Here is a 23,802-nt window from a genome sequence, read left to right as displayed (position 1 = left end):
GGAGGATTATAATCCATGAAAGCCATGAAATCATCCGTTTACAAAATTCGCGATCTTACGATCGTAAACAGAGGAGGAAGCCGTTCCCTGGTTATAGCCTGCGATTCAAGCGCAGGAATCGGGAACAAGCCCATGGATGCTGTACAGACAACACCGGAGATTGTCGGTTATTACACAGCCAGGGTAGCGGTAATGGAGGTGCTGTCGGTGGGTGCAGACGTACTTACCGTTGTGGATACCTTGGCCGTGGAGAGCAAGCCGACAGGAGAGGCGATTATTCGGGGAATTGAACAACTGCTTAACGAAGCCGGTCTCACAGCGGCTCATGTGAACGGCAGCACGGAAGAGAATTTCGTTTCCTGCCAGACCGGTATCGGGATTACAGTGATCGGAGAAGCCGGCGAAAAGGGGCTGAAGCTAAAGCGCTCAACTTCCGGAGACTGTATGGTGATGCTGGGAGAGCCGTTAGTCGGGGAAGCTGTAATGCAGCACCCGGACAGGCAATGCAGCATCCGCCAGCTACAACTGCTCACGGGAATGTCTGAGGTGCATGAGATTCATCCGGTCGGCTCGAAAGGAGCCGGCTATGAGGCCCAACTCCTCGCAGAGCTGAACGGCTTGCGCTTCCAGGCTAGTCCGGGAAATGCGGATAAGCTGAATGCGTCGGGGGGACCGGCGACGGCGGTAATCTTCTCTGCGCCAGAGAGGGCGCTTGCGCACATTCAAGCCCATGTCGGATGCAAGTTAGAGCTCATCGGTCATTTGCGGGTAATTAACAACTAAGCGGGGGCAACAATCCGGCTGTCCGATTCGTCTGAAGCAGGGAAGACCATGCTGACATCACGGCAAATACAGTAGAGGAGATGAGGACAGATATGAGACAATCACTTCTATTTATGCTTATGGTTTGCGGCTTGGCACTTGCCGGCTGCGGAACTGACGCGGCCAATAACACCGGTTCTGCCGGTCCAAGCCAGAGTGCGCAAGAGACTGCAGCACCGGCACCTACATCGCCTGCGTCGGCCTCGCCGGAACCGGCGCAGCAGGCGACCGCAGCGCCAGCTGCTTCTCCTGCCACCGATGAGCCGCCCGCGGCTTCCGGCACCAAGCAGGAATATCTCGACAAGCTGAACGCTGTCGAAGCGGGCCTCAGTGACCTGCAAGACTTGAGAGCAGGCTCCACAGCATCCATGATTGAAGCTGCGGGTGAAGAATATGCACGCTGGGATGAAGCTCTAAACCAGATTTACGCCGAACTGAAGAGACGGTTGCCCGAGAGCGAAATGGCGGAGCTGAAGGAAAAGCAGTTAGATTGGATTACCTACAGAGATCATACCGCCGAAGAAGCAGCGCTGAAATTCGAAGGGGGCACGATGCAGCCGCTGGAGCATGCATCAGTACTGGCAGGCGTCACTAAGGACAGATGCTATGAGCTAGTGGAGATGTATATGGAATAAGAAACAACAAGAACCTGATCTATCGATCAGGTTCTTGCATATTGCATGTCAACGAACACGATGTTATAATCGGATCGCAACTATATTTTATTGAAATAGACAAAGATATCTTATCTTACATTTTAATTGTAGCATGCTGATCGATTTCTTGTCAAATGTTTTTTCAGTTGAATCTAAGGAGAGATAGGCATGGCGAATTGGGTGCTCGGTTTTCAGGAAATGACCCGTACGGAGCTGCAACAGGTTGGCGGAAAAGGGGTGAATTTAGCGGAGTTAGCCGGAATCCGGGGCATACAAGTGCCCGAAGGGTTCTGCGTTACTACCGCTGGATACCGGAAGGCAGTCGGGCAAAATGCAGCGGTTCATGCACTGATGGCTCAGCTAACCGGACTGAAAGCAGAAGACCGCGAAGCAATCGGCGTGATCAGCGGCAAGCTGCGACAGCTCATTCTGCAAACGGAGATCCCTGCCGAGGTTGAAGAATCCGTTCATTACTATCTTTCCCTGCTGGGAGAGGAACAGGCGTATGCTGTACGCTCCAGTGCGACTGCTGAGGATTTGCCATCGGCCTCTTTTGCCGGACAACAGGACAGCTACCTGAATATCATCGGCAGAGAATCCATCCTGCAGCACATCCGTAAATGCTGGGCTTCATTATTCACGGACCGCGCGGTTATCTACCGGCAGCACAACGGGTTTGGGCACAGTCAAGTCTATTTATCGGTGATTGTACAAAAAATGGTCTTTCCGCAGGCTTCGGGCATTATGTTTACCGCCGATCCGGTTTCATCACACCGGAAGGTGCTTTCGATTGATGCCGGTTATGGACTGGGCGAGGCACTGGTCTCCGGCCTGGTGTCGGCCGATTGTTATAAAGTCAGGGAGGATGCCATCACCGACAAGAGGATAGCGGCTAAACATCTGACTATCAATCCCCGGCAAGAAGGGGGAACAGTGACTGCTGCAGTCGAGCCCGCCCTGCAGAACGCACAGACGCTGTCCGACGGGCAAATCCTGCAGCTGGCCCGCCTCGGGCGCAAGATCGAAGCTCATTTCGGCTGCCCGCAGGATATCGAATGGTGTCTGGCCGGTGACAGCTTTTACATGGTCCAGAGCCGGCCGATTACGACCTTGTTCCCGGTCCCTGAAGCAGATGACCAGGATAACCATGTATATGTATCTGTCGGTCACCAGCAAATGATGACCGACCCCATCAAGCCGCTGGGGCTTTCCTTTTATCTGTTAACGACTCCGGCGCGCATGCGTATAGCAGGCGGAAGGCTGTTCGTGGATGTTGCGCCCATTCTGGCTACACCTGCAGGCAGAGAACGGCTGCTGAACACGCTGGGACCATCCGATCCGCTGATTAAAGACGCGCTTACGGCCATTATTGAACGGGGAGATTTTGTTCCATTACTGCCGGAGGCTGAGACAGCACAAGGGCCCGGCAAAGCCCCTGAAGGATTGCCGCCTGACGGTGCAGAAGCGCTGATGGAGCCTGATCCGGCCATCGTCACCGGGTTAATCAAGCGCAGTGAAGCTTCGATAGAACAATTGAAGGAGAACATTCAGACGAAGACCGGACCCGAGGTATTTGCATTTATCCTTGAGGATCTGCAGGAATTGAAGAGCATTTTATTCGCCCCGCAAAGCTCAGCCGTCATTATGGCTGCTATGGATGCTGCCTCATGGATCAACGGGAACATAAACCTGTGGTTAGGCGAGAAGAATGCTGCGGATACGCTGGCTCAATCCGTACCGGGCAACATTACTTCGGAAATGGGATTGGCATTGATGGATGTAGCGGATGTTATCCGTCCTTACCCGGAGGTTGTTGCCTATTTACAGCAGACGAAGGATGACTGCTTCTTGGAAGAACTGCTTCAGCTTGAGGGGGGGCAGGAAGCCCGGGACGCGATCCAAGGTTATCTCCGGAAATATGGCATGCGGTGTCCGGGAGAAATCGATCTGACCCGAACGCGCTGGATCGAGCAGCCCGCGATGCTGATCCCCCTGATTCTTAACAATATCAAGAACTTTGGGCCCAAGGCCGGCGAACGCAAATTCGCGCAGGGACTGCAGGAGGCGTTGCGGAAAGAACAGGAGCTGCTGGAGCGGTTGAAGCTGTTGCCAGACGGTGAGCAGAAAGCCAAAGACACCGGGCGGATGATCGGCCTGATCCGCAATTTCAGCGGGTACCGGGAATATCCGAAATACGGAATGGTCAACCGCTATTTTGTGTATAAGCAAGCATTATTGAAAGAAGCGGCCCGGCTTGTCCAAGACGGCGTTATCAAAGAGCGGGAAGATATCTATTACCTGACCTTTGAAGAGCTCCGGGAAGCCGTTAGCACCCGCAAGCTGGATTACCGGATCATCAGCGCACGCAGGGAAGAGTACAAACATTATGCGAAGCTGACTCCGCCGCGCGTAATGACTTCCGAAGGCGAAATTATAGCCGGAAAGTACAAACGGGATCATCTCCCGTCCGGAGCCCTCGCAGGGTTGGCCGTTTCATCCGGAGTGATCGAGGGCCGGGCGCGTGTCCTAATGAACATGGAGGACGCTGATCTGGGCGAAGAGGACATATTGGTGACTTCTTTCACAGATCCAAGCTGGACGCCGCTGTTCGTATCCATTCAAGGACTGGTCACCGAAGTCGGCGGCCTGATGACCCACGGGGCCGTCATTGCGCGTGAATACGGCCTTCCGGCTGTCGTCGGCGTCGAGAACGCCACCCGATTGATCCAAGACGGTCAGCGCATTCGCGTGAATGGCACTGAAGGGTATGTAGAAATATTATAGATTGCACATTCGCCACACTGACTCCTTCGGGCGTATTAACTCTGATTCAGGTCGCGGCCGTAGTCATTATCGGACTTGTTCTGATCTGCCTGACCGAACGGCTAAGCCGGCCCGCGCTTGTTAAGGGTAAGAGTCAGAAGGCTGCCGAGAGATTCTTGGCAGCCTTTTTTTACTGCGATCAGGAATAGTATACTTTTTCTATCTTATACAGGGTTTTCTCGATAACCGGGCAGAGCTCGACGTCAGCATCATTATATTTAACCCGGAAATATAAACTCTTCAGGAAGTTTTTGATATTAATCTTTTGCCGGAAGGCAGGTATATATTCCGGGTTCTTTTCTACTTCACCGAAGCTTTGAATCCATCGCACAATATCCGCCTCATCCAGTATCTTCCGTTTCAACACACTCATGATGGAACACACCATCCGTTCATCTTCCCCGTCGGTGTACACCCGTTCTGTTATGGTCATCTTCTCTTGAACCAAATTAAGGATCGTTAATAGGTCATTTGCATCCAGTTCAGCGCACAGGGCCAAATCGTCTAAAGCATCTGCTGCATGAGCTACGGCATGAGCCCAGCCTTTTTCATCATCGTATCCCCTATAATCCCGCTCTCCCCGAACATTGGAGAATACGCCCGCTTTGATCTGATGAACCTGCTCTCTGGAGAGATACGGTGATTCTCTGTGTCTTATAAGAAGAAGTGGAATGACCAGCGATGAAAAAGCCCTGGTGAAAACAGAGTCTGTACCGGTTTCACCAACCTTAAACAGCAAATGGTTCTTGTCCAATACTACCGGAATCATCTGTTTAAGTTCGTCGTCCGTTAACGTATTGCCGGGAATCCAATGGGTTAATGTTGTATAAATAAGCTCATCCCGCAGCTCTGCGTCCGGAGAACCGATATTCTCAATCATTTCCTGGACTAAGCCAAAGGCCCCGGGAGGTGCCTGGTAATCATTTTCTTTAATTTCAATCAGTTTTTGTTTTAAATTCATGCTACACGCTCCTGCTTGGAATTAGTCGGAACAGCTGGATATAAGCAGAAACACTATAGCTTACAATTCATAAATAATGCAGTGATTAATATCTGGTCACGGGGCTGCGCCGGCGGCTTTCACTAATCGGGATACGCCCTCCTGCAGCTGAGCATCGGACAAGTGGGCAAAAGATAAGTAGATCCCATACTTCGTGCCGAGCGCGGATGAACTGCTGACTTCCGAGAAAAGCACACCTTCTGACCTGGCGGATGCCTGGAACGCCTCATAGGAGGCGGCATCTCCCCGCCACCAGCCAAATACATGCAGGCCCGCGTCATTCTCCACCCAGTCGAGCCATGCGGACAGCTCCTGCTTCAGAAGCTGGAGTAAAACCTGAAATTTCCGGCTGTACAGACGGTTCATCCTGCGCAGATGCCGTTCATATTGCCCGCTGGCCATGAATTCAGCAAGCGCCCTTTGCTCGATCAGATTGACCGGCCGGGGCTCATACAAGGCCTGAGCTTTTTGAAAAGGCTCTGCCAAGGCAGGAGGGAGGACGACATATCCCAGCCGAACTTCAAAGGGCAAGGTCTTTGTGAAGCTGCCGAGGTAGATTACGCGTCCTTCTTTATCTAGAGTCTTTAACGGCTCGACATGCATTCCGCGGTAACGGAACTCACTGTCATAATCATCCTCGACAATGATGGCATCCTGACGGTGCGCCCAATCCAGCAAGGTCTGTCTGCGTTCAAGGCTCAGCATCTCACCGGTAGGAAATTGGCGTGACGGCGTAACAAACAGCATCCGGGCTTGCCAGTCTTGCGGGACAAGTCCCTGGCCGTCCAGATTGGCTTCTATCAGTCTTGCACCTGCAGCCAGAATAGCTTGCGATATCCCTACATAACTGGGACTTTCGGTTACCACGTGATCTCCGGGATCGGCAAGCAACTGGGTGAGCAGGGCAATAGCCTGCATAGAGCCTGCAGTCACAGCGATATGAGCGGCATCGGTTTGAATTCCCCGCATCCGGCGGAGATAGGCGGCAATCGCTTCCCGTAATTTAGGCTCCCCTAATGAGCTTACCGCTGCCGCTGCCGTGTATTGCTCCCGGTTCCGGACCTCTGCATACAGCCGGTTGTTCCATTCATCATATGGAAATTTGGACAAATCCGGCTGATACCGGCTGAAGTCGATCCACGCCGCACCTTCATCCACATGGTAGTGTGCTGTCTGTTCCAGCTGCTGTATCCGGGTTCCCCATGCCGACAAGCGCTCAGTATCAGATCTCACCGTTTGCTGATGATCATGAATGATATCGGATTGATAGGCAACGAAGGTGCCTCTGCCATGCTCGGAATGAAGGTAGCCCTGGGAGGTTAGCATATCATAGGCCTGATTGACGATCCCGCGGGAAATATGGTACGCCGCAGCCAATTCTCTGGTGGACGGCAGCTTCTCGCCATATACGACAGCACCCTCATGAATAGCGTCTCGGATCGCCTGGTACAGCGCCTTCAGCTTGGTGAAATCCCGGTTTATATAGAAACAGTAAGCAGCATGAAATTGCATAAAACCTCCATATCCGCCCGAAGTGGTACATCGAAAATCGATATAATTGGACCTTTTTAGTTGTCAGTTCTCACTTTATACTAAGCGATAGATTTAAGGCAAACAAGAGTCAGCCGGAAAATATAAATACAATACATAGGAGGATACAATCATGCAACCGGGAACAGAGCGTGTCAAAAGAGGGATGGCCGAAATGCAAAAAGGCGGCGTTATCATGGACGTCATGAATGCCGAGCAGGCCAAAATTGCTGAGGCGGCAGGGGCTACCGCCGTTATGGCGCTTGAGCGGGTGCCGTCCGATATCCGTGCTGCCGGGGGGGTCGCCCGTATGGCCGATCCGACCATCATTGAAGAAGTGATGAAGGTGGTATCGATTCCGGTTATGGCCAAGGCCCGCATCGGTCATTACGTGGAAGCAAAGGTCCTGGAATCATTGGGCGTGGACTACCTCGACGAAAGCGAGGTGCTGACGCCTGCCGATGAAGTATTCCACATTGATAAGCATGAGTTCACTGTGCCCTTTGTATGCGGTGCGAAAGACTTGGGCGAGGCGCTGCGCCGCATTGGCGAAGGAGCTTCCATGATCCGCACCAAAGGCGAGCCCGGAACGGGCAATATTGTGGAAGCCGTCCGCCATATGCGTCTGATCAACAGCCAGATCCGCAAGGTGCAGAATATGTCCAAGGACGAATTATACGCCGAGGCTAAAAATCTGGGCGTACCTTACGAGCTGCTGCGTGACGTACATGAGCACGGAAAGCTTCCGGTGGTGAACTTCGCGGCGGGCGGTGTAGCCACACCGGCAGATGCCGCACTGATGATGCACCTGGGGGCAGACGGCGTGTTTGTCGGTTCCGGGATTTTCAAATCCGACAGCCCTGAGAAATTTGCCCGGGCCATCGTAGAGGCGACAACCCACTACACAAATTACAAGCTGATTGCCGAAGTCTCCAAGAATCTGGGAACCCCGATGAAAGGCATTGAGATTTCAAAACTGACCGCAGCAGAACGCATGTCCGACCGCGGCTGGTAAGAGAGAAGGGAATAGCCATGAATATCGGTGTATTGGCACTGCAAGGTGCCGTAGCTGAGCATATCCGGAGCATTGAGCTTGCCGGCGGCACCGGGATTGCCGTGAAGAAAACGGAGCAATTGAATGACATTGACGGCCTGATTATCCCTGGAGGAGAAAGCACGACCATCGGCAAGCTGATGCGCAAATACGGATTTATCGAGGCCATTCGCCAGTTCTCCGGCGCAGGGAAGCCCATCTACGGAAGCTGTGCAGGACTGATCGTTCTGGCTGAGCGGATCAGCGGGGGAGAGGAACCGCATCTGGGACTGATGGATATTACAGTGTCGCGGAATGCCTTTGGCCGCCAGCGCGAAAGCTTTGAAGCTGAGCTGCCGCTGAAGGGGCTGCAGGAAGAAATTCAAGCCGTGTTTATCCGGGCCCCGCTGATTGAAGAGGCCGGTCCGGAGGTGGATATTCTGGCCGCCTACGACGGGCAGATCGTGGCTGCACGCCAGAAGCATTTGTTAGTCTCCTCATTCCATCCGGAGCTAACCGAGGATACCAGCTTCCATCGTTACTTTCTGGATATGGTGAAGGAAGCGGAGCCGGAATGATCTTCAGGCCTGAATTCTTCATCGCTGTTCTCCATCGCTATAAATGACTGAAGCCCGCGCTATGCGCGGGCTTCTGCTGTCTAAATGAAAAGCTTGCACAAAGTGCAGGCCGTGTAAAGCCAGTAATTCATTCCCTCTTGAGGCGAAGGCACATTCACATTCAGCGACTCATCGCGGATATTACCGACGATTTCCTCAAGCAGATCCTCCATCATTACAATACCGGTAATGGTTCCGGACATATCTGTAACTGCGGCCATATGAACTCTGGTGTGCTGCATCCGTAAGAGGACATCCCGCAGATTCTCTTTCTCCATAAACAATCCTTTTGTAAAATCGCCTTCCCATTATTGTTCAGCCTCCCCCGTAATATTTACGGAAGAGTATAGCATATATCGGTTTAAACCATCCAGTTGCACGTCATGGTTTCACCGCCGGTTACGCGCTCCTATTTCTTTCCCTGGAACTATTTATGATACACTTAATTGTGAAGTAGATTGCAGACTGGACCTAGAGAGAAGCAGGAGGATGAGGAATGAGCTTTGTTGCGGTAAAGGGTGAGTACAAACGTTACAAGATGGGCGAGAGCGTCATTGTCGCCAATGACGGCATTGATTTTGAGATCAATAAGGGTGAGTTCGCGGTGATCGTCGGTCCCAGCGGCGCAGGGAAATCAACGGTGCTGAATATTCTGGGCGGGATGGATTCGGCCGACGAAGGCCAGGTCATTGTGGATGGTACAGATATTGCCCGGTTCGGCAGCAGGGAGCTGACCGGCTACCGGCGCAATGACGTGGGCTTCGTGTTTCAGTTCTATAATCTGGTACCCAATCTGACCGCCCTGGAGAATGTGGAGCTGGCCTCGCAGATTTCCCCGCGTGCGCTGGATGCCCGGAAGGTGCTGGAGGACGTAGGGCTGGGAGCGCGGCTGAACAACTTCCCGGCCCAGCTCTCCGGCGGGGAGCAGCAGCGCGTCGCCATCGCCCGGGCGCTGGCCAAGCAGCCGAAGCTGTTGCTCTGCGACGAGCCGACGGGAGCGCTCGACTACAACACCGGCAAGCAGGTGCTGAAGCTGCTGCAGGATACGTGCCGCAATACCGGCACCACGGTGATCGTCATCACCCACAACCTGGCGATTGCACCGATGGCTGACCGGGTGATTGAGATCAACAACGCCAAGGTTCGGAAAATGACTGTCAATCCTTCGCCGGTGTCGGTTGACGATATCGAATGGTAAGGAGCGAAGGGCAATGAAGAAAAAGGCGTTGTGGAAGGATATCTTTCGGGAGATCGGGCATACCAAGGCCCGCTTTATTTCGATTTTTGCAATCATCATGCTGGGCGTATGCTTCTTCTCTGGCATCAAGGCGGCCGGTCCGGATATGCTGGATACGGCGGGCAGCTTTTTCCGGGAAACGAAGCTGATGGACCTGAAGGTGCAGAGCACCTATGGCTTGAATGAGGATGAGCTGGCGCTCCTCAAGGAGGTGCCGGAAGTCGGCGAGGTGCAGCCGGGCTACAGTGCAGATGTATTCGCCGGCGATAACGGCACGATACTTAAGGTCTTCTCGTATAATGCAGACCAGCCGCTGAACCAATACCGCTTGATAGACGGCCATCTGCCGGAGAACTCCGGCGAAATCGTCCTGGATGATCTGCTGGCGGGCGAGTATGCGCTGGGCGATAAGGTTGGCTTCAGCGGAGACGGGACGGACAGCAATCTGGCGGAGAGCTTCGGGAAGCTGGAGTATACGGTCGTTGGCTTTGTGCGGAGTCCCCAGTATATCGAGAAAAGCAACCGCGGCACCAGCACGATCGGCAAGGGTACGGCCGATGCGTTCGCCGCCATCCCGGAAGCGGATTTCAAGCGGCCGGTGTATACAGAAGCTTATCTGTCGTTCAAGGATACGGCGGGGGTTACAGCTTACAGTGATAAGTATGACGGCCTGGTAGCGCAGCATACCGAAGCCGTGGAGCAGGCGATGGCAGGCGTGCCGGAGGCACGGCTGGCAGACCTGCGGGCCGAAGGCGAAGCGGAGCTGGAGAAGGGCCGCGCGGAAATCGCCGCTGCTGAGCAGCAGCTGGCGGAAGCGGCCCGGCAGCTCGCCGCGCAGGGCCAGCCGCAGGCGCCGGCAGGTGACGGTGCGGCGGCTGCGGAGCAGCTCGCCGCTGCGAAAGCGGAGCTGGCCGAAGGGGAACGGCAGCTGGCTGAGCTGGAGCTCCCCAAAATCTATGTCACGGACCGCACCGCAAATCCGGGATATGCCGAGTACAGGGACAATGCAGACCGGTTGTCGGCCATTGCCAGCGTGTTCCCGGTCTTCTTTTTCCTGATCGCGGCGCTGGTCAGCCTGACCACCATGACCCGGATGGTTGAGGAGCACCGCCTGCAGATCGGCACACTCAAAGCGCTGGGGTACGGCAACAACGACATTATGGCCAAATTCCTGGTCTATGGCACACTGGCCAGTCTGGCGGGCTCGGCGGTCGGCCTTGCCGTCGGCTTTACACTATTGCCGGCCATTGTCTTTAATGCATACGGCTCGCTTTATAACCTGCCGGATCTGATCAAGAGCTTTTATCCTTCGTATTCGATCATCTCGATCATTGTAGCGCTGGTCTGCACTACACTGACAGCATGGCTTGCCGCAAGAGTGGAGCTGCGCAGCAACGCATCCGTATTGATGCGTCCGAAGGCACCGAAGGGCGGGCAGCGGATTCTGCTGGAGCGGTTCACCTTAGTCTGGAAACGGCTCAGCTTTGTCCAGAAGGTTACCGCACGCAATCTGTTCCGCTATAAGCAGCGGATGTTCATGACGGTATTTGGTGTAGCTGGCTGTACCGCGCTGATTCTGACAGGCTTCGGCCTGAAGGATTCGATCGGCAGCATCGCGCCGCAGCAGTTCGGCGTTATTATGAAATACGATGCGCTGGTAGCGCTGCATACTGACGCTTCCGCTGAAGTACAGGAATCCTATGACCAGCTTATCGGCAGCGAATCCGCCATTACCGGAACGCTCGATGTGGCTCAGGAGACCCTGACCGCCCATGCCAAGGGCGTAAACGACCAGGATGTGAATCTGTTCATCCCGCAATCTGCCGGTTCCTTGTCCGATTATGTGCAGCTGCGCGACCGGGCCAGCGGGGAAGGGAAGCAGCTTGCGGACGAGGGCGCTGTAATCTCGGAAAAGCTCGCCAAGCTGTACGGGCTTACGCCGGGAGACACTCTGACACTGGTGGATAACAAGAATGACACCTATGACATCCATGTTACGGGAATTACTGAGAACTATGTATTGCATTATGCTTACATGACACCGTCTTACTATACTTCGGTATTCGGCAAAGAGCCGGTATTCAATACCTCGCTGCTGAACTATACGGCCCAGGACCGCGCCTGGGAGGATCAGTTCAGCGCGAAGCTGACGGAGAATGAGCGCGTTGCCGCAGTGAGCTTCTCCAGTAATGTCGGCACGGCCTTCGACGAGACGATGAAGAGCATGGATGTCGTAACCCTTGTGTTAATCGTGTCCGCGGCGGCGCTGGCTTTTGTCGTCCTCTACAATCTGACCAACATCAATGTGTCCGAGCGCATCCGCGAGCTGTCGACCATTAAGGTGCTGGGCTTCTACGACAACGAAGTGACGATGTACATTTACCGGGAAAATATCCTGCTGACCCTGCTCGGCATCGCAGGCGGTTCGGGACTCGGAATTCTGCTGCACCGCTTCGTCCTGCAGACGGCCGAGCTCGATGCAACCATGTTCGCTCCGGTCATTGAGTGGCCGAGCTACGTGTACGCAGCGCTCCTGACCATGGTGTTCTCCGGTATTGTCATGGTCTTCATGCACATGAAGCTCAAGCGGATTCATATGATCGAGGCGCTCAAATCAGTGGAATAGGAGTGCTGATTACAGGGGCCCCTCCGGAAATCCGGAGGGGTCTTTGCTTTTCATAAATATTCATTGACCGATTCGGTTTAGAGGAATATACTGGCACCATAAACCGATTCGGTTGATGTTTTTAGCGGAGGTGACCTTTTGGAAAAGTTCGCAAGCCTGCCGGCAGAGAAGCAAACCCAAATCATTGACGGCGCGCTTCAGGCCTTTAGTATTAACGGCTACAAGAAAACTTCAGTCAGTGATATTGCCGCCGCAGCCGGCATTTCGAAAGCGATGGTCTTTCATTACTTTGGAACCAAGAAGGCATTATATCTGTATTTGATTAAATTCTGCAGCCAAATTGTCATGAATGCAATCACCGAGAAATTTGATAAAGATGTCACTGATTTTTTTGAACGGATCCAAATGGTGTCCATGATCAAAATCCTGGCGATGCAAAAGCATCCCGCCATTCTTTCCTTTCTGAGCAGCATTCTGTTCGAGAAGGATGAGGAGGTGCGGCAGGATATCCAATTCATACTGGCCATGGGTGAAGGCTTCAGGAACCAAATTGCGTTCGACGGATTGGACATCTCGAAATTCAAGGACGGCGTTGACCCCAAGCTGGTGATGAAAATACTGGTCAGATACTCAGAGGGATTCGTTAGCGAGCTGCCAAGCGATGAGGTAATCGATCCCGAAGCGCTTTACCGGGAGTTCGATGAGTGTACCCGTCTGCTGAGAACCAATCTGTATAAGGAAGAATATCTCTGAGATTTAGAAATAACATTCCGGATATATGAGGAGGGCACGCCAATGACCGTCATAGAATTGAATCATTTGACCAAGCATTACGGCAAGTCGAGAGGGATCAGGGATGTGAATCTGGCTGTGGAAGAAGGAGAAATCTTCGGCTTCATCGGGCCTAACGGTGCAGGGAAATCGACGACCATCCGCACACTGCTTGGGCTCATTTATCCGACCAGCGGCAGTGCTGCCGTCTTCGGCAGGAATTGCACCGAGCACCCCGAAATCCGCAAAGAGCTTGGTTATCTGCCCTCCGAGGTCTTTTATTATGACAACATGCGGGTTATTGATCTTCTTAACTATTCGGCTAGCTTCTATAAGAAAGACTGCACGAAACGGATCAGGGAACTGGCGGAGATGATGGACCTGGACCTGAAGAAGAAAATCGACGATCTGTCGTTCGGCAACAAAAAGAAGGTCGGTATCGTGCAGGGCTTGCTACATGAACCGAAGCTGATCATTCTGGATGAGCCTACAAGCGGCCTTGACCCGCTGATGCAGCAGAAATTTTTTGAGCTGATTGCGGAGGAGAACCGGAAGGGCGCGACGGTATTCTTCTCGTCTCACATCCTTAGCGAAGTACAGAAAATGTGCAGCAGGGTAGCCTTCATTAAAGAGGGGGAAATCATCAAGCTGGAAAGGATGAGCACTCTGCAAGAGAGCAGCTACAAGCGGATCAGCCTGGAGAGCGCAGCGGCCATCCGCAAGGAAGATTTCAGTCTCGCCGGCGTAAGCCATCTCGAAGTGAACGGCAACGCGGCTAAATTTATTTTTAAAGGGAATATCAATGCGATTATGAAAGCCATTACCGCCGTTGAGCTCCGCAACCTCTCAGTCGAGGAGCCCGATCTGGAGGAAATCTTCATGCACTATTATGTCAAGGAGGATTGAGCGGGATGAACATATTTCGGCATGAGCTGAAGTCTCTCCGTAAATCCGGCATGCTCTGGGCAGCCGCTATGATTGCCCTCGCGGGGCTGTTTCTGTCGCTGTATCCCAGTGTGGCGGGCGACACGGAGGATTTCCGAAAGCTGCTGGAGGGCTACCCCGCATCTGTCAGGGCGATGCTTGGCATTCATCTCGACGTGATTTCCTCCCTCATGGGGTACTATTCCATGGTGTTCGTCTATATTGCAATCTGCGGAGCCATACAGGCCATGCACCTCGGCGCATCCATTCTGTCCAGGGAGTCGCGGGAGCGCACGGCCGATTTCCTCCTGGTTAAGCCTGTATCCCGCATAAGTATTGTCACTGCCAAGCTCCTCGCAGCCTGCACTGTAATTATCGCCACCGATATGGTGTTCTTTGCAGTCACAGCCATCCTGGCCGGAGCTGTTGCTGCCGCCGGTTACAGCATGCATCTGTTCGTGCTGCTTAATCTCCCTCTGCTGTTCATCCAGATGATCTTTCTGGCCATCGGGCTGGCCGTTTCCGTATTCTTCAGCCGGCTGAAGAATGTGCTTCCCCTTTCTCTCGGTACAGTGTTCGGGCTTTATATTGCCGGTGCACTGCTAAATGCAGATGCAAAGGAAGGGGCGGGACGCTACCTTTCACCTTTTCAGTATTTTGACAGCATCTATATCATTGAACATAGCGGCTATGAGATTCAGTATCTGTTTGCCGGAGCGCTTCTTATCGCCGTTGCAGTGGCAGTCACCTGCCGGATTTATGTCAGGAAGGATATCCATGCCGTTTAGCGGGTGTGCAGACGATATTACGCTAGAGCTGAAGGAGGTCAGATTATGAATATATTCTGGAGAGAGCTGAAGGCGGGACGGAAAGGTTTGATTATCTGGAGCGCCTGTATGGTTCTGCTGATCGCAAGCGGCATGGGTAAATATACGGCTTATTCCTCCGGAGGAGCAAGCGGTGAGCTCTTTAACCAACTGCCGTCTACGGTTAAAGCCCTGCTGGGAATGGGCTCGCTGGATGTGAATGTGATGAGCGGTTATTTTGCCCTCCTGTTTCTGTATGTGGAGCTTACCGCCGCCATTCATGCCGTACTGCTGGGGAGCAGCATCATTGCGAAGGAAGAGAGGGATAAGACGGCGGAGTTCCTGATGGCCAAACCGGTCTCACGGTCAACGGTAGTGACTTTCAAGCTTCTTGCCGCCCTCACGAACATTGTTGTCCTTAACCTTGTCACATTGATCTCATCATTGGTATTGGTTTCAATTTATAACAAGGGACAGGATATTACTGGTGAAATTTCTTATTTTCTATGGAGCATGTTTATGGTACAGCTGGTTTTTCTGTCGTTTGGCGCGTTGCTTTCCGCCTGGATGAGCCAAGCGAAATCCTCCGGGGCCGCTGCTGCAGGAGTTCTGGTCGGTTCGTTTGTGATATCCAAAATCACGGATTTAAGCGACCGGCTCTCTGTCCTTAATGTGCTGTCGCCCTTTAAGTATTTCAGCTACAACCGCATTGTGGCAGGAGAGGGGCTCAGTCCGGGAATCCTGATCCTGACTGTTCTGCTGACCGCTGGTTTGTCGGCTTTAACGTATTACTTCTACGGGAAGAGGGAACTGGATATCGGATAGAAGCTATAAGGGCTCCGCGGTTGGATGAGGTAAGGTTCCACGCGATGAGCTCCTGATGTGCCTGGGGGATTCATGCTGTTACACCCGTGACTTTTTTCATAATTCACCTCCATGTTTCGACTTGGTTCTCTTACGGCGTCTAGGCCAAAAGTATAATTTTACTTCCGTTTACAAAAATCTATGTTTTTCCTGATCCTTGCGAGATAGGATAGTAGACGATAACGGTGGACAATTCTGGTAATTTCTGCCGACCTACATCTGAAGGAGGAAGGATATGAAGGAGAAGCATTCAAGCTGGACCAAGAAGCTGCTTAACGGCACGCTGGCCGCGGCGGTAGCCGTACCGCTGCAATTGTTAGCCTTTGGGGCAGGGACTGCGGTATACGCCGAAGGGCCAACCGATCCTGCACCGTACATCGAGGCCAAAGTGGTTAACGAGCATGCGGGCCAGAAAATTCTGTTCGACAACACGCATGCGCAGACCGCAGGCGCGGCTGACTGGGTAATCGACGGTGCGTTTTCCGACTTCGGGAATGCGCTGGCCCAGGAAGGCTATTACGTCAAGGAGCTTCGCAAGACTGCTCCGATAACGCTCGGCGATCTTTCCGGCTATGATGTCTTTGTTGTGGCTGAGGCCAATATCCCTTTTAAAGTCAGCGAGCAGGCAGCCATGGCAGAGTACGTGGAGAACGGCGGCAGCATCTTCTTCATCGGCGATCATTATAACGCCGACCGCAACAAGAACCGCTGGGATGGCAACGAGGCATTCAACGGCTACCGCCGCGGCGCCTGGGACAATCCGGCCAAGGGTATGAGCGCCGAAGAAGCCGGCTCCGCCGCCATGCAGGGCGTGGTCAGCTCTGACTGGCTGGCCGAAGAGTTCGGCGTCCGGTTCCGCTATAATGCGCTCGGCGACATTAACGCCACCAACATCGTTGCGCCCAATCAAGCCTTCGGGATTACGTCGGGAGTATCAAGTGTAGCCATGCATGCCGGGTCCACCCTGGCCATCCTCGACCCCACCCGTGCGAAGGGCATCGTCTACCTGCCCCAAACGAATAGCGCTTGGGGCAACGCTGTGGACCAAGGCGTCTACAACGGCGGCGGGGTAGCGGAAGGCCCATACGTGGCGGTCGCCAAAAAAGGTGCCGGCAAAGCCGCCTTCCTCGGGGACTCCTCGCCGGTCGAGGATGTCACGCCGAAATATCTGCGCGAGGATACCGGCGCCAAGAAAACGACCTACGACGGCTTTAAGGAGGCCGACGATGCCGAGCTCCTGGTGAACACCGTCCATTGGCTCGCTGAGCAGGAGAGCTATACGGACTTCACCCAGGTCAGCGGTCTGACGCTGGATCAGCCGACACAGCTGCTCCCGTTCGAGGAACCGGCACTGTCCACTGAACCGCAGGCTGAGCCTTGGGCTGCGCCGAATGCCGGCTACAAATGGTATGACCGCAGCACCTTCAGAGCAGGCTCCTACGGCGGAGCGGCGGCCACCGCAACTGCGGTGTACAACTTCACGCATCAGGCGGTGCTGCCGAATGCGCAGAATTTCCAGATTCGCGTCAGCGCGGATAACCTCCCTGCCGGTACCAGCGTATCCGGCTTCCAATTAGGCATCTACCAGGTGAGCGGCGGCGCCCAGATCGCCAAGATCCAAAACAGCGACGGCACGTGGCCGAGCAGCTATGGCTATAGCGCCAACTTTAGCCTGACGGCCGACCTGAACGGGCATGCTTACAAGGACCTGACTGTGCAGATCAAGCCGGGTACCACGGCTGCTTCCAACCTGCGCCTGCGCCAGAACGGCACGAATCTGAAGACCGAAGCGGTAACGCTCGGCAATGTTCCGGCAGAGCCGCTTCCGGCTGAGGAAGATCCGATTCCGGCGGCCATTTCCATCGCCGAAGCCCGAAGCAAAGCAGCCGGAGCGTTGGTGACGGTAGAAGGAACCGTAACGACCGAGCCGGGCATCTTCGGCGGACAGACATTCTACCTCCAGGACGAGACTGGCGGACTTTACGTCTATCAGAGCCAGTCCGGCTTTCATGCCGGTGACACCGTCAAAGTAACCGCGTCCACGGCGCTGTATAATACAGAGCTGGAGCTGACCGAAGTAGTGCAGATCGAGAAGACCGGAACGGCGGAGCTGCCGCAGCCGGTTTCAGCTGCAGCAGTAAATGATGCTAACCAGGGGCAGCTGCTCAAGCTTGAAGGTGTGACGGTGACGAATATGATCACCGCTGCTCCCAGCGGTTCTTTTGAATTTGATGCCATTGCCGAAGACGGTTCAAGCAATCATGTCCGGGTCGATGTCCGGACGGGCATCACTGTAGACAGCTTTCCTTATGCTGAAGGACAGAGGCTGGATATTACCGGCGTTGCTGCGATCTTCAAAGGCGTATTCCAGCTCAAGCCGAGAAGTCTCGGAGACTTCAGCGTTGTTGAAGAAGCCGGAGCTCCGGTAACGGCGGCCACGCTGTCGGCGGAGCCGAACACCGCAGGCTGGTTGAAACAGCCCGTCAAAGTTACGCTGAAAGCCGATTCCGACACAGCCAAGGTATATTACTCGCTGGATGGCGGTGCGGAGGCTCTGTACAGTGCGCCGGTAGCCGTAAGTGAAGACGGCCGGCATACGCTGGCTTACCATGCGGTGCCGGTCAAGGGTAAGACAGAGGAAGCCAAGACGCTGAACCTTCAGATCGACACGGCTCCCCCGACAGCAGAGCTGACAGAATCCGGCCATGCGGTCGGCGATGTGGAGGAGGGGGCGCAGCTGAAGTTTGAGTTGGCTGCTGCCGATGCCCTTTCCGGCGTGGCCTCCAAGCAGCTTTTCCTGAACGGGCAGCCCATTGCCGAAGGACAGGTCCTGAATGCCGCCGAAATGGGCGCCGGGTCCCATATTGTGAGCTACATCGTGAGCGATGCCGCGGGCAATATCACCGAGAAGAGCTACACGTTCCAGATTACGGGCGGTACAGCACTCGCAACGGACAAGCCCGGACAGCCGGTGTTATCCTCGAACAGCGGTCACAGCAATGGGCTTAGCGACGGCAACTTTACCGTTACCATGAACCTCTGGTGGGGCAATAACGGCACAAGCTACAAGCTCTATGAGAATGGGACGCTGATCGAATCCAAGACGCTGCAGGATGTGTCTCCCTCCGCCCAGACGGTAAGCACAGCGCTCCAAGACAAGCCAAACGGCACTTATGTATACACTGCTGAGCTGACCAACAAATACGGCACAGCCAAGAGTCAGCCGCTTACGGTGACCATACGCGATGCCGCTCCGGGCAAGCCGGTCCTGGCTCATGACAACTGGGATGGAGACGGCTCTTATAAAGTGACGATGAATCTGTGGTGGGGTACCAACGCCACGGAGTACCGCCTGTATGAGAACGGACAGCTGATCGATACGCAGACGCTGAATGCCGATACGCCTGCGGCCCAGAGCGCTGTGACAACCGTCAGCGGCCGCACTTCCGGCGTGTATGAATACCGTGCAGAGCTGGTCAATGCAGCGGGAGAGACCGTTAGTGACACCCTTAAAGTAACTGTCAGCAAATAGGGGAGAAGAGTGTTTTAACAGGGGAGCAGCCGCATTGCGGCTGCTCTTTTCATTCACGAAGAAGTTAGAAGTTTGTTTTACAAACAAATGTTCTGGTATAATAACTGAAACTCTGCTATATAGAAGGAGCGCTTATGAACGCAATTGAATGTATGGTCTGGAATCTGGAAGAGGTACGGCGCAGAAGCATTATCCTATGGGAGAGCATACCGGAAGCGGAGCTGGACTGGAAGCCGGATGATGATGCCCTGAGCATCAAAGAGATGATCCGGCATGTGCTGGACAGTGAGCATTACTATCATCTTGCACTCATTAATGAAGGAAGTCTGCCTGCCTATGAATCGCCGTACGATAACCGCAGCTTTACAACCCTTCAGGACGAGCTTGATTTCTCAAGCCCGTACAGGAATGCCTTTATTGACACGGTAAAATCATACGGGGAAGAAGATTTGTCGCAAATCCAGATCGACCGGAGTGACGCCGGATACATTCGCACATTAGGCGATATGCTGTTAAGAATTGCCTACCACGAATCTGTACATACAGGCCAGCTGTTAGATTATTTAAGATCGGCAGGAATCCGGCGGCCAAAGCTTTGGGATTGACAAAGAGAGGGAAAATCCAAAGAGAGCAACCGGCTAAATTGCCGGCTGCTCTCTTTAGTTATAATGATAATACGAAGTCATCCCGTTAATCTTGTCAATCAGCCTGCGCAGGCCCGCTTCATCTTCGGCATACAGCCGGACGTCTTCGTCCATCAGCTTTTCTGCCTGCTCTCTATAATAGGTAAAGCTGTATGAAGCGCCGTCATATAGACCCGTGTGATCAGCAAGCGAAATGGTTACGTGATCCACGTTGTCGATCAGGCTGAAGAGCAGAATCGCATTAGGATAAAAAGCATCACCGCTAATCGCTTCATTCTTCATTAACGCAGCAGAGTCATGCACGTCATAATTAACGGTCAGTCCATAAGGAGGATCGGCCGTCTGCAGCTCCATCCCTGTTGATTCGAGACCTTCCGGGACCGGCATACCCCGGAGCAGACCGCCGACCTTGCTGGCGTTGCCCACGTAAAGTGTGCTGTTCTGCATAAGCTGCTTCAGATCATATCCGGAATAGGCTGGTGCTGGCGTCGGCCCTACCAGTTTGGGGTTTGCCGTGCAGCCCGCAATGATCACTGCAATGACGAGCACAAGACCAGTAACCATTCGGCGTGAGGGCTGACGGTAAGCCAGAACATTCTTAATCCTTGCTTTTACATCACTCTCGCCGAAAGCAAGCGGACTGCCGTTCCACACCCCGTTACCTCTTACTGCAAAGGAGAGCAGGGAATTGGAATAGCTCCCTTTGATGCCGCTACCCAGCTTCTTCACGACAGCTTCGTCGCAGGACATTTCCATGTCTTTACTCATAAGAACATAGGACAACCACATCAGCGGGTTAAACCAGTGAATGGCCAGCAGCACGAACGCAAACGGTTTAATCAGATAATCCCGCCGCCGGATATGCGTCTCTTCATGCAGTAATATATGCTCCTGCCCGTCCATGCCGGAGGGAATGTAGATTCTCGGCTTCAGGAAGCCGCAGACAAAGGGCGTACCGATCTGCTCACTCTCAAAAATATTGCCCCTGACCAGGGTAGCCGTCCGGACCCGGGACATGAGCCGCTGATACGATACGATGCTGTATACAAGGATCATCGCCACGCCTGCCAGCCAAATCAAGCTCCCTATCCACAGCATGACTTGCAGCGGATTTATACTGGCCGCCCGGTCGGCGTCCGGAAGAGAAGTATTGACCAGACGGCTGATTCCGCTAATCCCGGCATCTACGGCCGGCCGCAGCTGCATTCCGATATCCTGGGGGACAAAGGCCAGGACGCCCGTACCCGCCTTGTCCTCAGGCTGTACCCACCGCAGGAAACTGAAGCTTGAAGTGAAGCTGAATGGAAGCAACAGCCGGAACATTACGGCGGACCATAGGAAGTAAGAGAATATTTTGGGGGAGCGCCTTAGCACGAACCTCGTAATGATAACCGCAGCTGCCGCGTAACCCGCCGTGATGCTCATATTGAGGGTCAGGATAAACAGGTCTGTGATCATCGGGTGGCCTCCTCGATAATCCGCTTCAGCTCCTCAGCCTCCTTTTCGGACAGCTTCTTCTTGCCCAGAAATGCAGTCAAGAACTGCGGCAGCGAGCCGCCAAAAGCTTTGTCCACCACCGTCCGGCTCTCGTATTGCTGCGCTTCTTCCTTCTTGATAACGGCAGTAACCGTTGCATCCTCATTCCTGAGGACACCGCGCTCACACAGCTTTCGCAGCACCGTATACGTGGTAGACTTCTTCCAGCCGAGCTTCATCTGGCTTAGCTTGACCAGCTCCGTAGAGTTAATCGGTTCATGATCCCAGACCAGGCACGCGAATTTATACTCGGCATCGAATAATTTGTAGGCTTCGATAGGACTTCTCCTCCTAAGTTTATTACAGTAAACCTCTGATGATAAGTCTACTGTAGTAAACCTCGAAAGTCAATCATGGTTTGTTTCTTTTTAGAAAAGGATGAAGGCAAAGCACCCATGAATGGAGAATTATTTAAAATCCAAAGTGTTTTTTGATGATAGAGGAGGAGTTAAGATGAATGAGGAAGTTACAGAATATATCCGTGCATTGAAAGAGTCTTGGCAAAGCCAGTTGTGTGCCGCACTGCGTGAGCTTACCCTGTCAGTGATTCCGGACGCCCAGGAACGGATGCAGTATAAGAAGCCCCATTATCTGAAGAACGGCAAATATGCGGCGGTCATCTCCGCTTCGAAGGATGCAGTGAGCTTTACAATCTTTAATGCGGACGGAATCAACTTCCCGGAAGAATTCGCCGGGCCGCCGGAACGCAAGACGATTAAACTGCAAAAGGGACAGGAATGGAACCCGGCACAGCTGAACACCCTGCTGAGCCAAGCTGTCTCCACATTGGGGTAGAATCTGGAACACATAAAAAACACAAGTACCCTTTACCAGGTGCTGATCGTCCTGCTCTCCATCTGGTATTCGCGTGTGGTAACGCGTCCCCTGCTGTCACTGAACCAGAGAGCGGAGCAGATGAAGAGCCTGGATTGCTCCGGGGAGGAGCCGCTGCACCGCAAGGATGAGCCGGGCAACCTCTCGAATACGCTCTTCAAGCCGTCGAGCAAGCTGGGGATCACGCTGGGGCAGAAGGACTTTTTGCCAATGCTTCGCTTGAATTAAAGACGCCGCTTAGCATCGTGCGCGGCTTCGGGAAGGGATACAGGACGGGATCAGCTCAGGCAGGAGCATTATATCAGCGTAATGCTGGAGGAGACCGGGAAGATGGAGCGGCTCGCCAGGATATTCTGGAGCTGCTTCGCCTTGATTCTCCGGCCGTCAAGCTGTACAGCTCCCCAGTGCTGCTTGCGGGCTGACGGAAGAGGTGACTCAGAAACTCGGGTACCGTATGAGCAGGATGTATTGAATCTGCTGACCAATGCGATCCGCCATGCTGAGCCCGGCAGTACAATCGAAATTGGCATACTAGGTGCAGCGATCAGTGTACGTATTACGTGCACAATCAAAGCGAGAGTATACCCGAGCCTTATCTGAAACGGGTCTGGGAGCGGTTCTTCCGCGCAGAAGCCGCAAGGGACCGTATCAGCGGCGGAACCGGACTGGGGCTTGCCATAGTAAAACGGATTGTGGAGCTGAACGAAGGAGCGTATAAGGTAGAGAACAAACACGGGGGCGTGACGTTTACGTTGACCTTCCGCGCATAGTCACGATAACGGGCTGCATTTGCAGCCCTTTTTTGATATGATTCGCGTATGAGGAGATGAGAACGCTATGGCGCAATTCAAATACATTCCCAACCCAAATGTAATGAAGACAGCATACCAGCAATACAGGTATTGTCTGGTCAAGATTATTGTTCAATCAGAAGCTGGAGAATCAAATATCGGCACGGGATTTCATATAGGTAACGGATACATAGTTACGGCAAGGCATGTTATTGACAATAACGCCTTCGAGATCTACGGAGAATACAAGAACCGCAAGATTGAGTATAGCGATATTCTTTTTCATGACGACCCTATTGTAGATGTGGTCATTCTAAAAACGGACTTCAATTTAGACGATTATATAAACGGGTTGAAACTTGAGAAGTTGCCTTCTTATCACGATAAAATCCCTCTTAATATGATGCTTTCCGATCAAGAAGTGAACGACAGGCTGATTCTGAATAAAGTATTACTTATGGGTTATCCGCCAATTCCATTAGCCTCCGATGCTTTTCTTGTTGCTGCAGAAGGAGAGATAAACGCCATCATTGATCCTTATCTCCTGAAAGGCAAGCATTTCATCATTTCCAGCTTACCTCGCGGAGGGTTCAGCGGGGGACCGGTAATTATAGAATACGGATACGTTCTTGGAGTATTAGTCAGCGCGCTTAGCGTGGAGGGAAAGGACTATGAGCTTGGATATGCGGCGGCTGTCAGCACTGACCCCATTAAATAAATCCTGCACAAAAATAAAATCGTAATTGAGTAAGACGC

General features: G+C 53.3%; 22 protein-coding genes and 1 pseudogene. 17 read left to right on the top strand and 6 right to left on the bottom strand.

The features are described 5' to 3' along the window. The first annotated feature begins 15 nt into the window (after nt 1–15). The 3 genes from F1381_RS21780 (at nt 16) to ppsA (ending at nt 4,262) form a co-directional block, all read left to right on the top strand. Nucleotides 16–783, top strand: coding sequence for an AIR synthase related protein (locus F1381_RS21780; RefSeq protein WP_151736952.1), 768 nt, complete (start codon nt 16–18; stop codon nt 781–783). A gap of 92 nt (nt 784–875) precedes the next feature. Continuing rightward, on the top strand, nt 876–1,457 hold the full coding sequence (locus F1381_RS21775; RefSeq protein ID WP_187355509.1) for a lysozyme inhibitor LprI family protein: 582 nt from the start codon (nt 876–878) through the stop codon (nt 1,455–1,457). Nucleotides 1,458–1,646: 189 nt separating this feature from the next. Continuing rightward, the gene (gene ppsA, locus F1381_RS21770; RefSeq protein WP_151736950.1) at nt 1,647–4,262 is read left to right on the top strand and encodes a phosphoenolpyruvate synthase; all 2,616 of its coding nucleotides are present in this window, start codon (nt 1,647–1,649) and stop codon (nt 4,260–4,262) included. A gap of 178 nt (nt 4,263–4,440) precedes the next feature. Here ppsA and F1381_RS21765 read toward each other — a convergent pair whose 3' ends face one another. Beyond that, nucleotides 4,441–5,262, bottom strand: a complete 822-nt coding sequence (locus F1381_RS21765) for a DUF2785 domain-containing protein (protein WP_151736949.1) — start codon at nt 5,260–5,262, stop codon at nt 4,441–4,443. Between the two features lie 96 nt (nt 5,263–5,358). Beyond that, complete coding sequence (pdxR, locus tag F1381_RS21760; RefSeq protein WP_151736948.1) at nt 5,359–6,813, bottom strand: MocR-like pyridoxine biosynthesis transcription factor PdxR; 1,455 nt, start codon at nt 6,811–6,813, stop codon at nt 5,359–5,361. 148 nt (nt 6,814–6,961) lie between these two features. On the opposite strand from pdxR, the gene pdxS reads away from it, so the two are divergent. Further along, nucleotides 6,962–7,846, top strand: coding sequence for a pyridoxal 5'-phosphate synthase lyase subunit PdxS (gene pdxS / locus F1381_RS21755; RefSeq protein ID WP_222850473.1), 885 nt, complete (start codon nt 6,962–6,964; stop codon nt 7,844–7,846). Between the two features lie 17 nt (nt 7,847–7,863). Next, the gene (gene pdxT / locus F1381_RS21750; RefSeq protein ID WP_151736946.1) at nt 7,864–8,442 is read left to right on the top strand and encodes a pyridoxal 5'-phosphate synthase glutaminase subunit PdxT; all 579 of its coding nucleotides are present in this window, start codon (nt 7,864–7,866) and stop codon (nt 8,440–8,442) included. Between the two features lie 80 nt (nt 8,443–8,522). Here the strand turns inward: pdxT and F1381_RS21745 are convergent, their stop codons facing one another. Continuing rightward, nucleotides 8,523–8,759 (bottom strand): CBS domain-containing protein, encoded by a 237-nt coding sequence (locus F1381_RS21745; protein ID WP_151736945.1) that lies wholly within the window; start codon nt 8,757–8,759, stop codon nt 8,523–8,525. A gap of 218 nt (nt 8,760–8,977) precedes the next feature. Here F1381_RS21745 and F1381_RS21740 point away from each other — a divergent pair, with 218 nt between their 5' ends. The 8 genes from F1381_RS21740 (at nt 8,978) to F1381_RS21705 (ending at nt 19,846) form a co-directional block, all read left to right on the top strand. Then, nucleotides 8,978–9,679 (top strand): ABC transporter ATP-binding protein, encoded by a 702-nt coding sequence (locus tag F1381_RS21740; protein ID WP_151736944.1) that lies wholly within the window; start codon nt 8,978–8,980, stop codon nt 9,677–9,679. Between the two features lie 13 nt (nt 9,680–9,692). Then, the gene (locus F1381_RS21735; RefSeq protein ID WP_151736943.1) at nt 9,693–12,344 is read left to right on the top strand and encodes an ABC transporter permease; all 2,652 of its coding nucleotides are present in this window, start codon (nt 9,693–9,695) and stop codon (nt 12,342–12,344) included. A gap of 138 nt (nt 12,345–12,482) precedes the next feature. Further along, entirely contained in the window at nt 12,483–13,097 is a 615-nt protein-coding gene (locus F1381_RS21730) for a TetR/AcrR family transcriptional regulator (protein ID WP_151736942.1), read from the top strand. Between the two features lie 42 nt (nt 13,098–13,139). Next, nucleotides 13,140–14,021 carry an ABC transporter ATP-binding protein gene (locus tag F1381_RS21725; protein WP_151736941.1) on the top strand — a complete coding sequence of 294 codons (882 nt, stop codon included), beginning with the start codon at nt 13,140–13,142 and terminating at the stop codon, nt 14,019–14,021. A 5-nt stretch (nt 14,022–14,026) separates the two neighbouring features. After that, a complete protein-coding gene (locus tag F1381_RS21720; RefSeq protein WP_151736940.1) occupies nt 14,027–14,827 on the top strand; it encodes an ABC transporter permease subunit in 801 nt (266 codons plus the stop codon). A gap of 45 nt (nt 14,828–14,872) precedes the next feature. After that, entirely contained in the window at nt 14,873–15,670 is a 798-nt protein-coding gene (locus tag F1381_RS21715) for an ABC transporter permease subunit (protein ID WP_151736939.1), read from the top strand. 274 nt (nt 15,671–15,944) lie between these two features. After that, nucleotides 15,945–19,241: a chitinase N-terminal domain-containing protein gene (locus F1381_RS21710; RefSeq protein WP_151736938.1), complete on the top strand. Its 3,297-nt coding sequence runs from the start codon at nt 15,945–15,947 to the stop codon at nt 19,239–19,241. Nucleotides 19,242–19,375: 134 nt separating this feature from the next. Next, on the top strand, nt 19,376–19,846 hold the full coding sequence (locus tag F1381_RS21705) for a DinB family protein (RefSeq protein ID WP_151736937.1): 471 nt from the start codon (nt 19,376–19,378) through the stop codon (nt 19,844–19,846). Nucleotides 19,847–19,900: 54 nt separating this feature from the next. Here the strand turns inward: F1381_RS21705 and F1381_RS21700 are convergent, their stop codons facing one another. Next, nucleotides 19,901–21,343: a M56 family metallopeptidase gene (locus F1381_RS21700; RefSeq protein WP_246188147.1), complete on the bottom strand. Its 1,443-nt coding sequence runs from the start codon at nt 21,341–21,343 to the stop codon at nt 19,901–19,903. Beyond that, entirely contained in the window at nt 21,340–21,699 is a 360-nt protein-coding gene (locus F1381_RS21695) for a BlaI/MecI/CopY family transcriptional regulator (RefSeq protein ID WP_151736936.1), read from the bottom strand. The genes F1381_RS21700 and F1381_RS21695 overlap by 4 nt, the downstream gene beginning before the upstream one ends. A 175-nt stretch (nt 21,700–21,874) precedes the next feature. Between F1381_RS21695 and F1381_RS21690 the strand changes: the two genes are divergently transcribed. Further along, nucleotides 21,875–22,216: a DUF1801 domain-containing protein gene (locus tag F1381_RS21690; RefSeq protein WP_151736935.1), complete on the top strand. Its 342-nt coding sequence runs from the start codon at nt 21,875–21,877 to the stop codon at nt 22,214–22,216. A 39-nt stretch (nt 22,217–22,255) separates the two neighbouring features. Further along, nucleotides 22,256–22,483: a HAMP domain-containing protein gene (locus tag F1381_RS21685; RefSeq protein ID WP_187355508.1), complete on the top strand. Its 228-nt coding sequence runs from the start codon at nt 22,256–22,258 to the stop codon at nt 22,481–22,483. Between the two features lie 68 nt (nt 22,484–22,551). Here the strand turns inward: F1381_RS21685 and F1381_RS28440 are convergent, their stop codons facing one another. After that, nucleotides 22,552–22,785 carry a hypothetical protein gene (locus F1381_RS28440; RefSeq protein ID WP_187355507.1) on the bottom strand — a complete coding sequence of 78 codons (234 nt, stop codon included), beginning with the start codon at nt 22,783–22,785 and terminating at the stop codon, nt 22,552–22,554. Between the two features lie 24 nt (nt 22,786–22,809). Here F1381_RS28440 and F1381_RS21680 point away from each other — a divergent pair. Together F1381_RS21680 and F1381_RS21675 are read left to right on the top strand one after the other, a co-directional pair. Next, nucleotides 22,810–23,025: pseudogene (locus F1381_RS21680) on the top strand (ATP-binding protein); the annotation flags it as partial. A 67-nt stretch (nt 23,026–23,092) separates the two neighbouring features. Beyond that, on the top strand, nt 23,093–23,764 hold the full coding sequence (locus F1381_RS21675; protein ID WP_151736932.1) for a S1 family peptidase: 672 nt from the start codon (nt 23,093–23,095) through the stop codon (nt 23,762–23,764). Nucleotides 23,765–23,802: the final 38 nt, after the last annotated feature.

Source organism: Paenibacillus tengchongensis (genome assembly GCF_008973665.1).
Lineage (GTDB): Bacteria > Bacillota > Bacilli > Paenibacillales > Paenibacillaceae > Paenibacillus_AQ > Paenibacillus_AQ tengchongensis.
The sequence above is the reverse complement of the archived record's forward strand: the minus strand, read 5'-3'. Positions and strand labels throughout refer to the sequence as shown.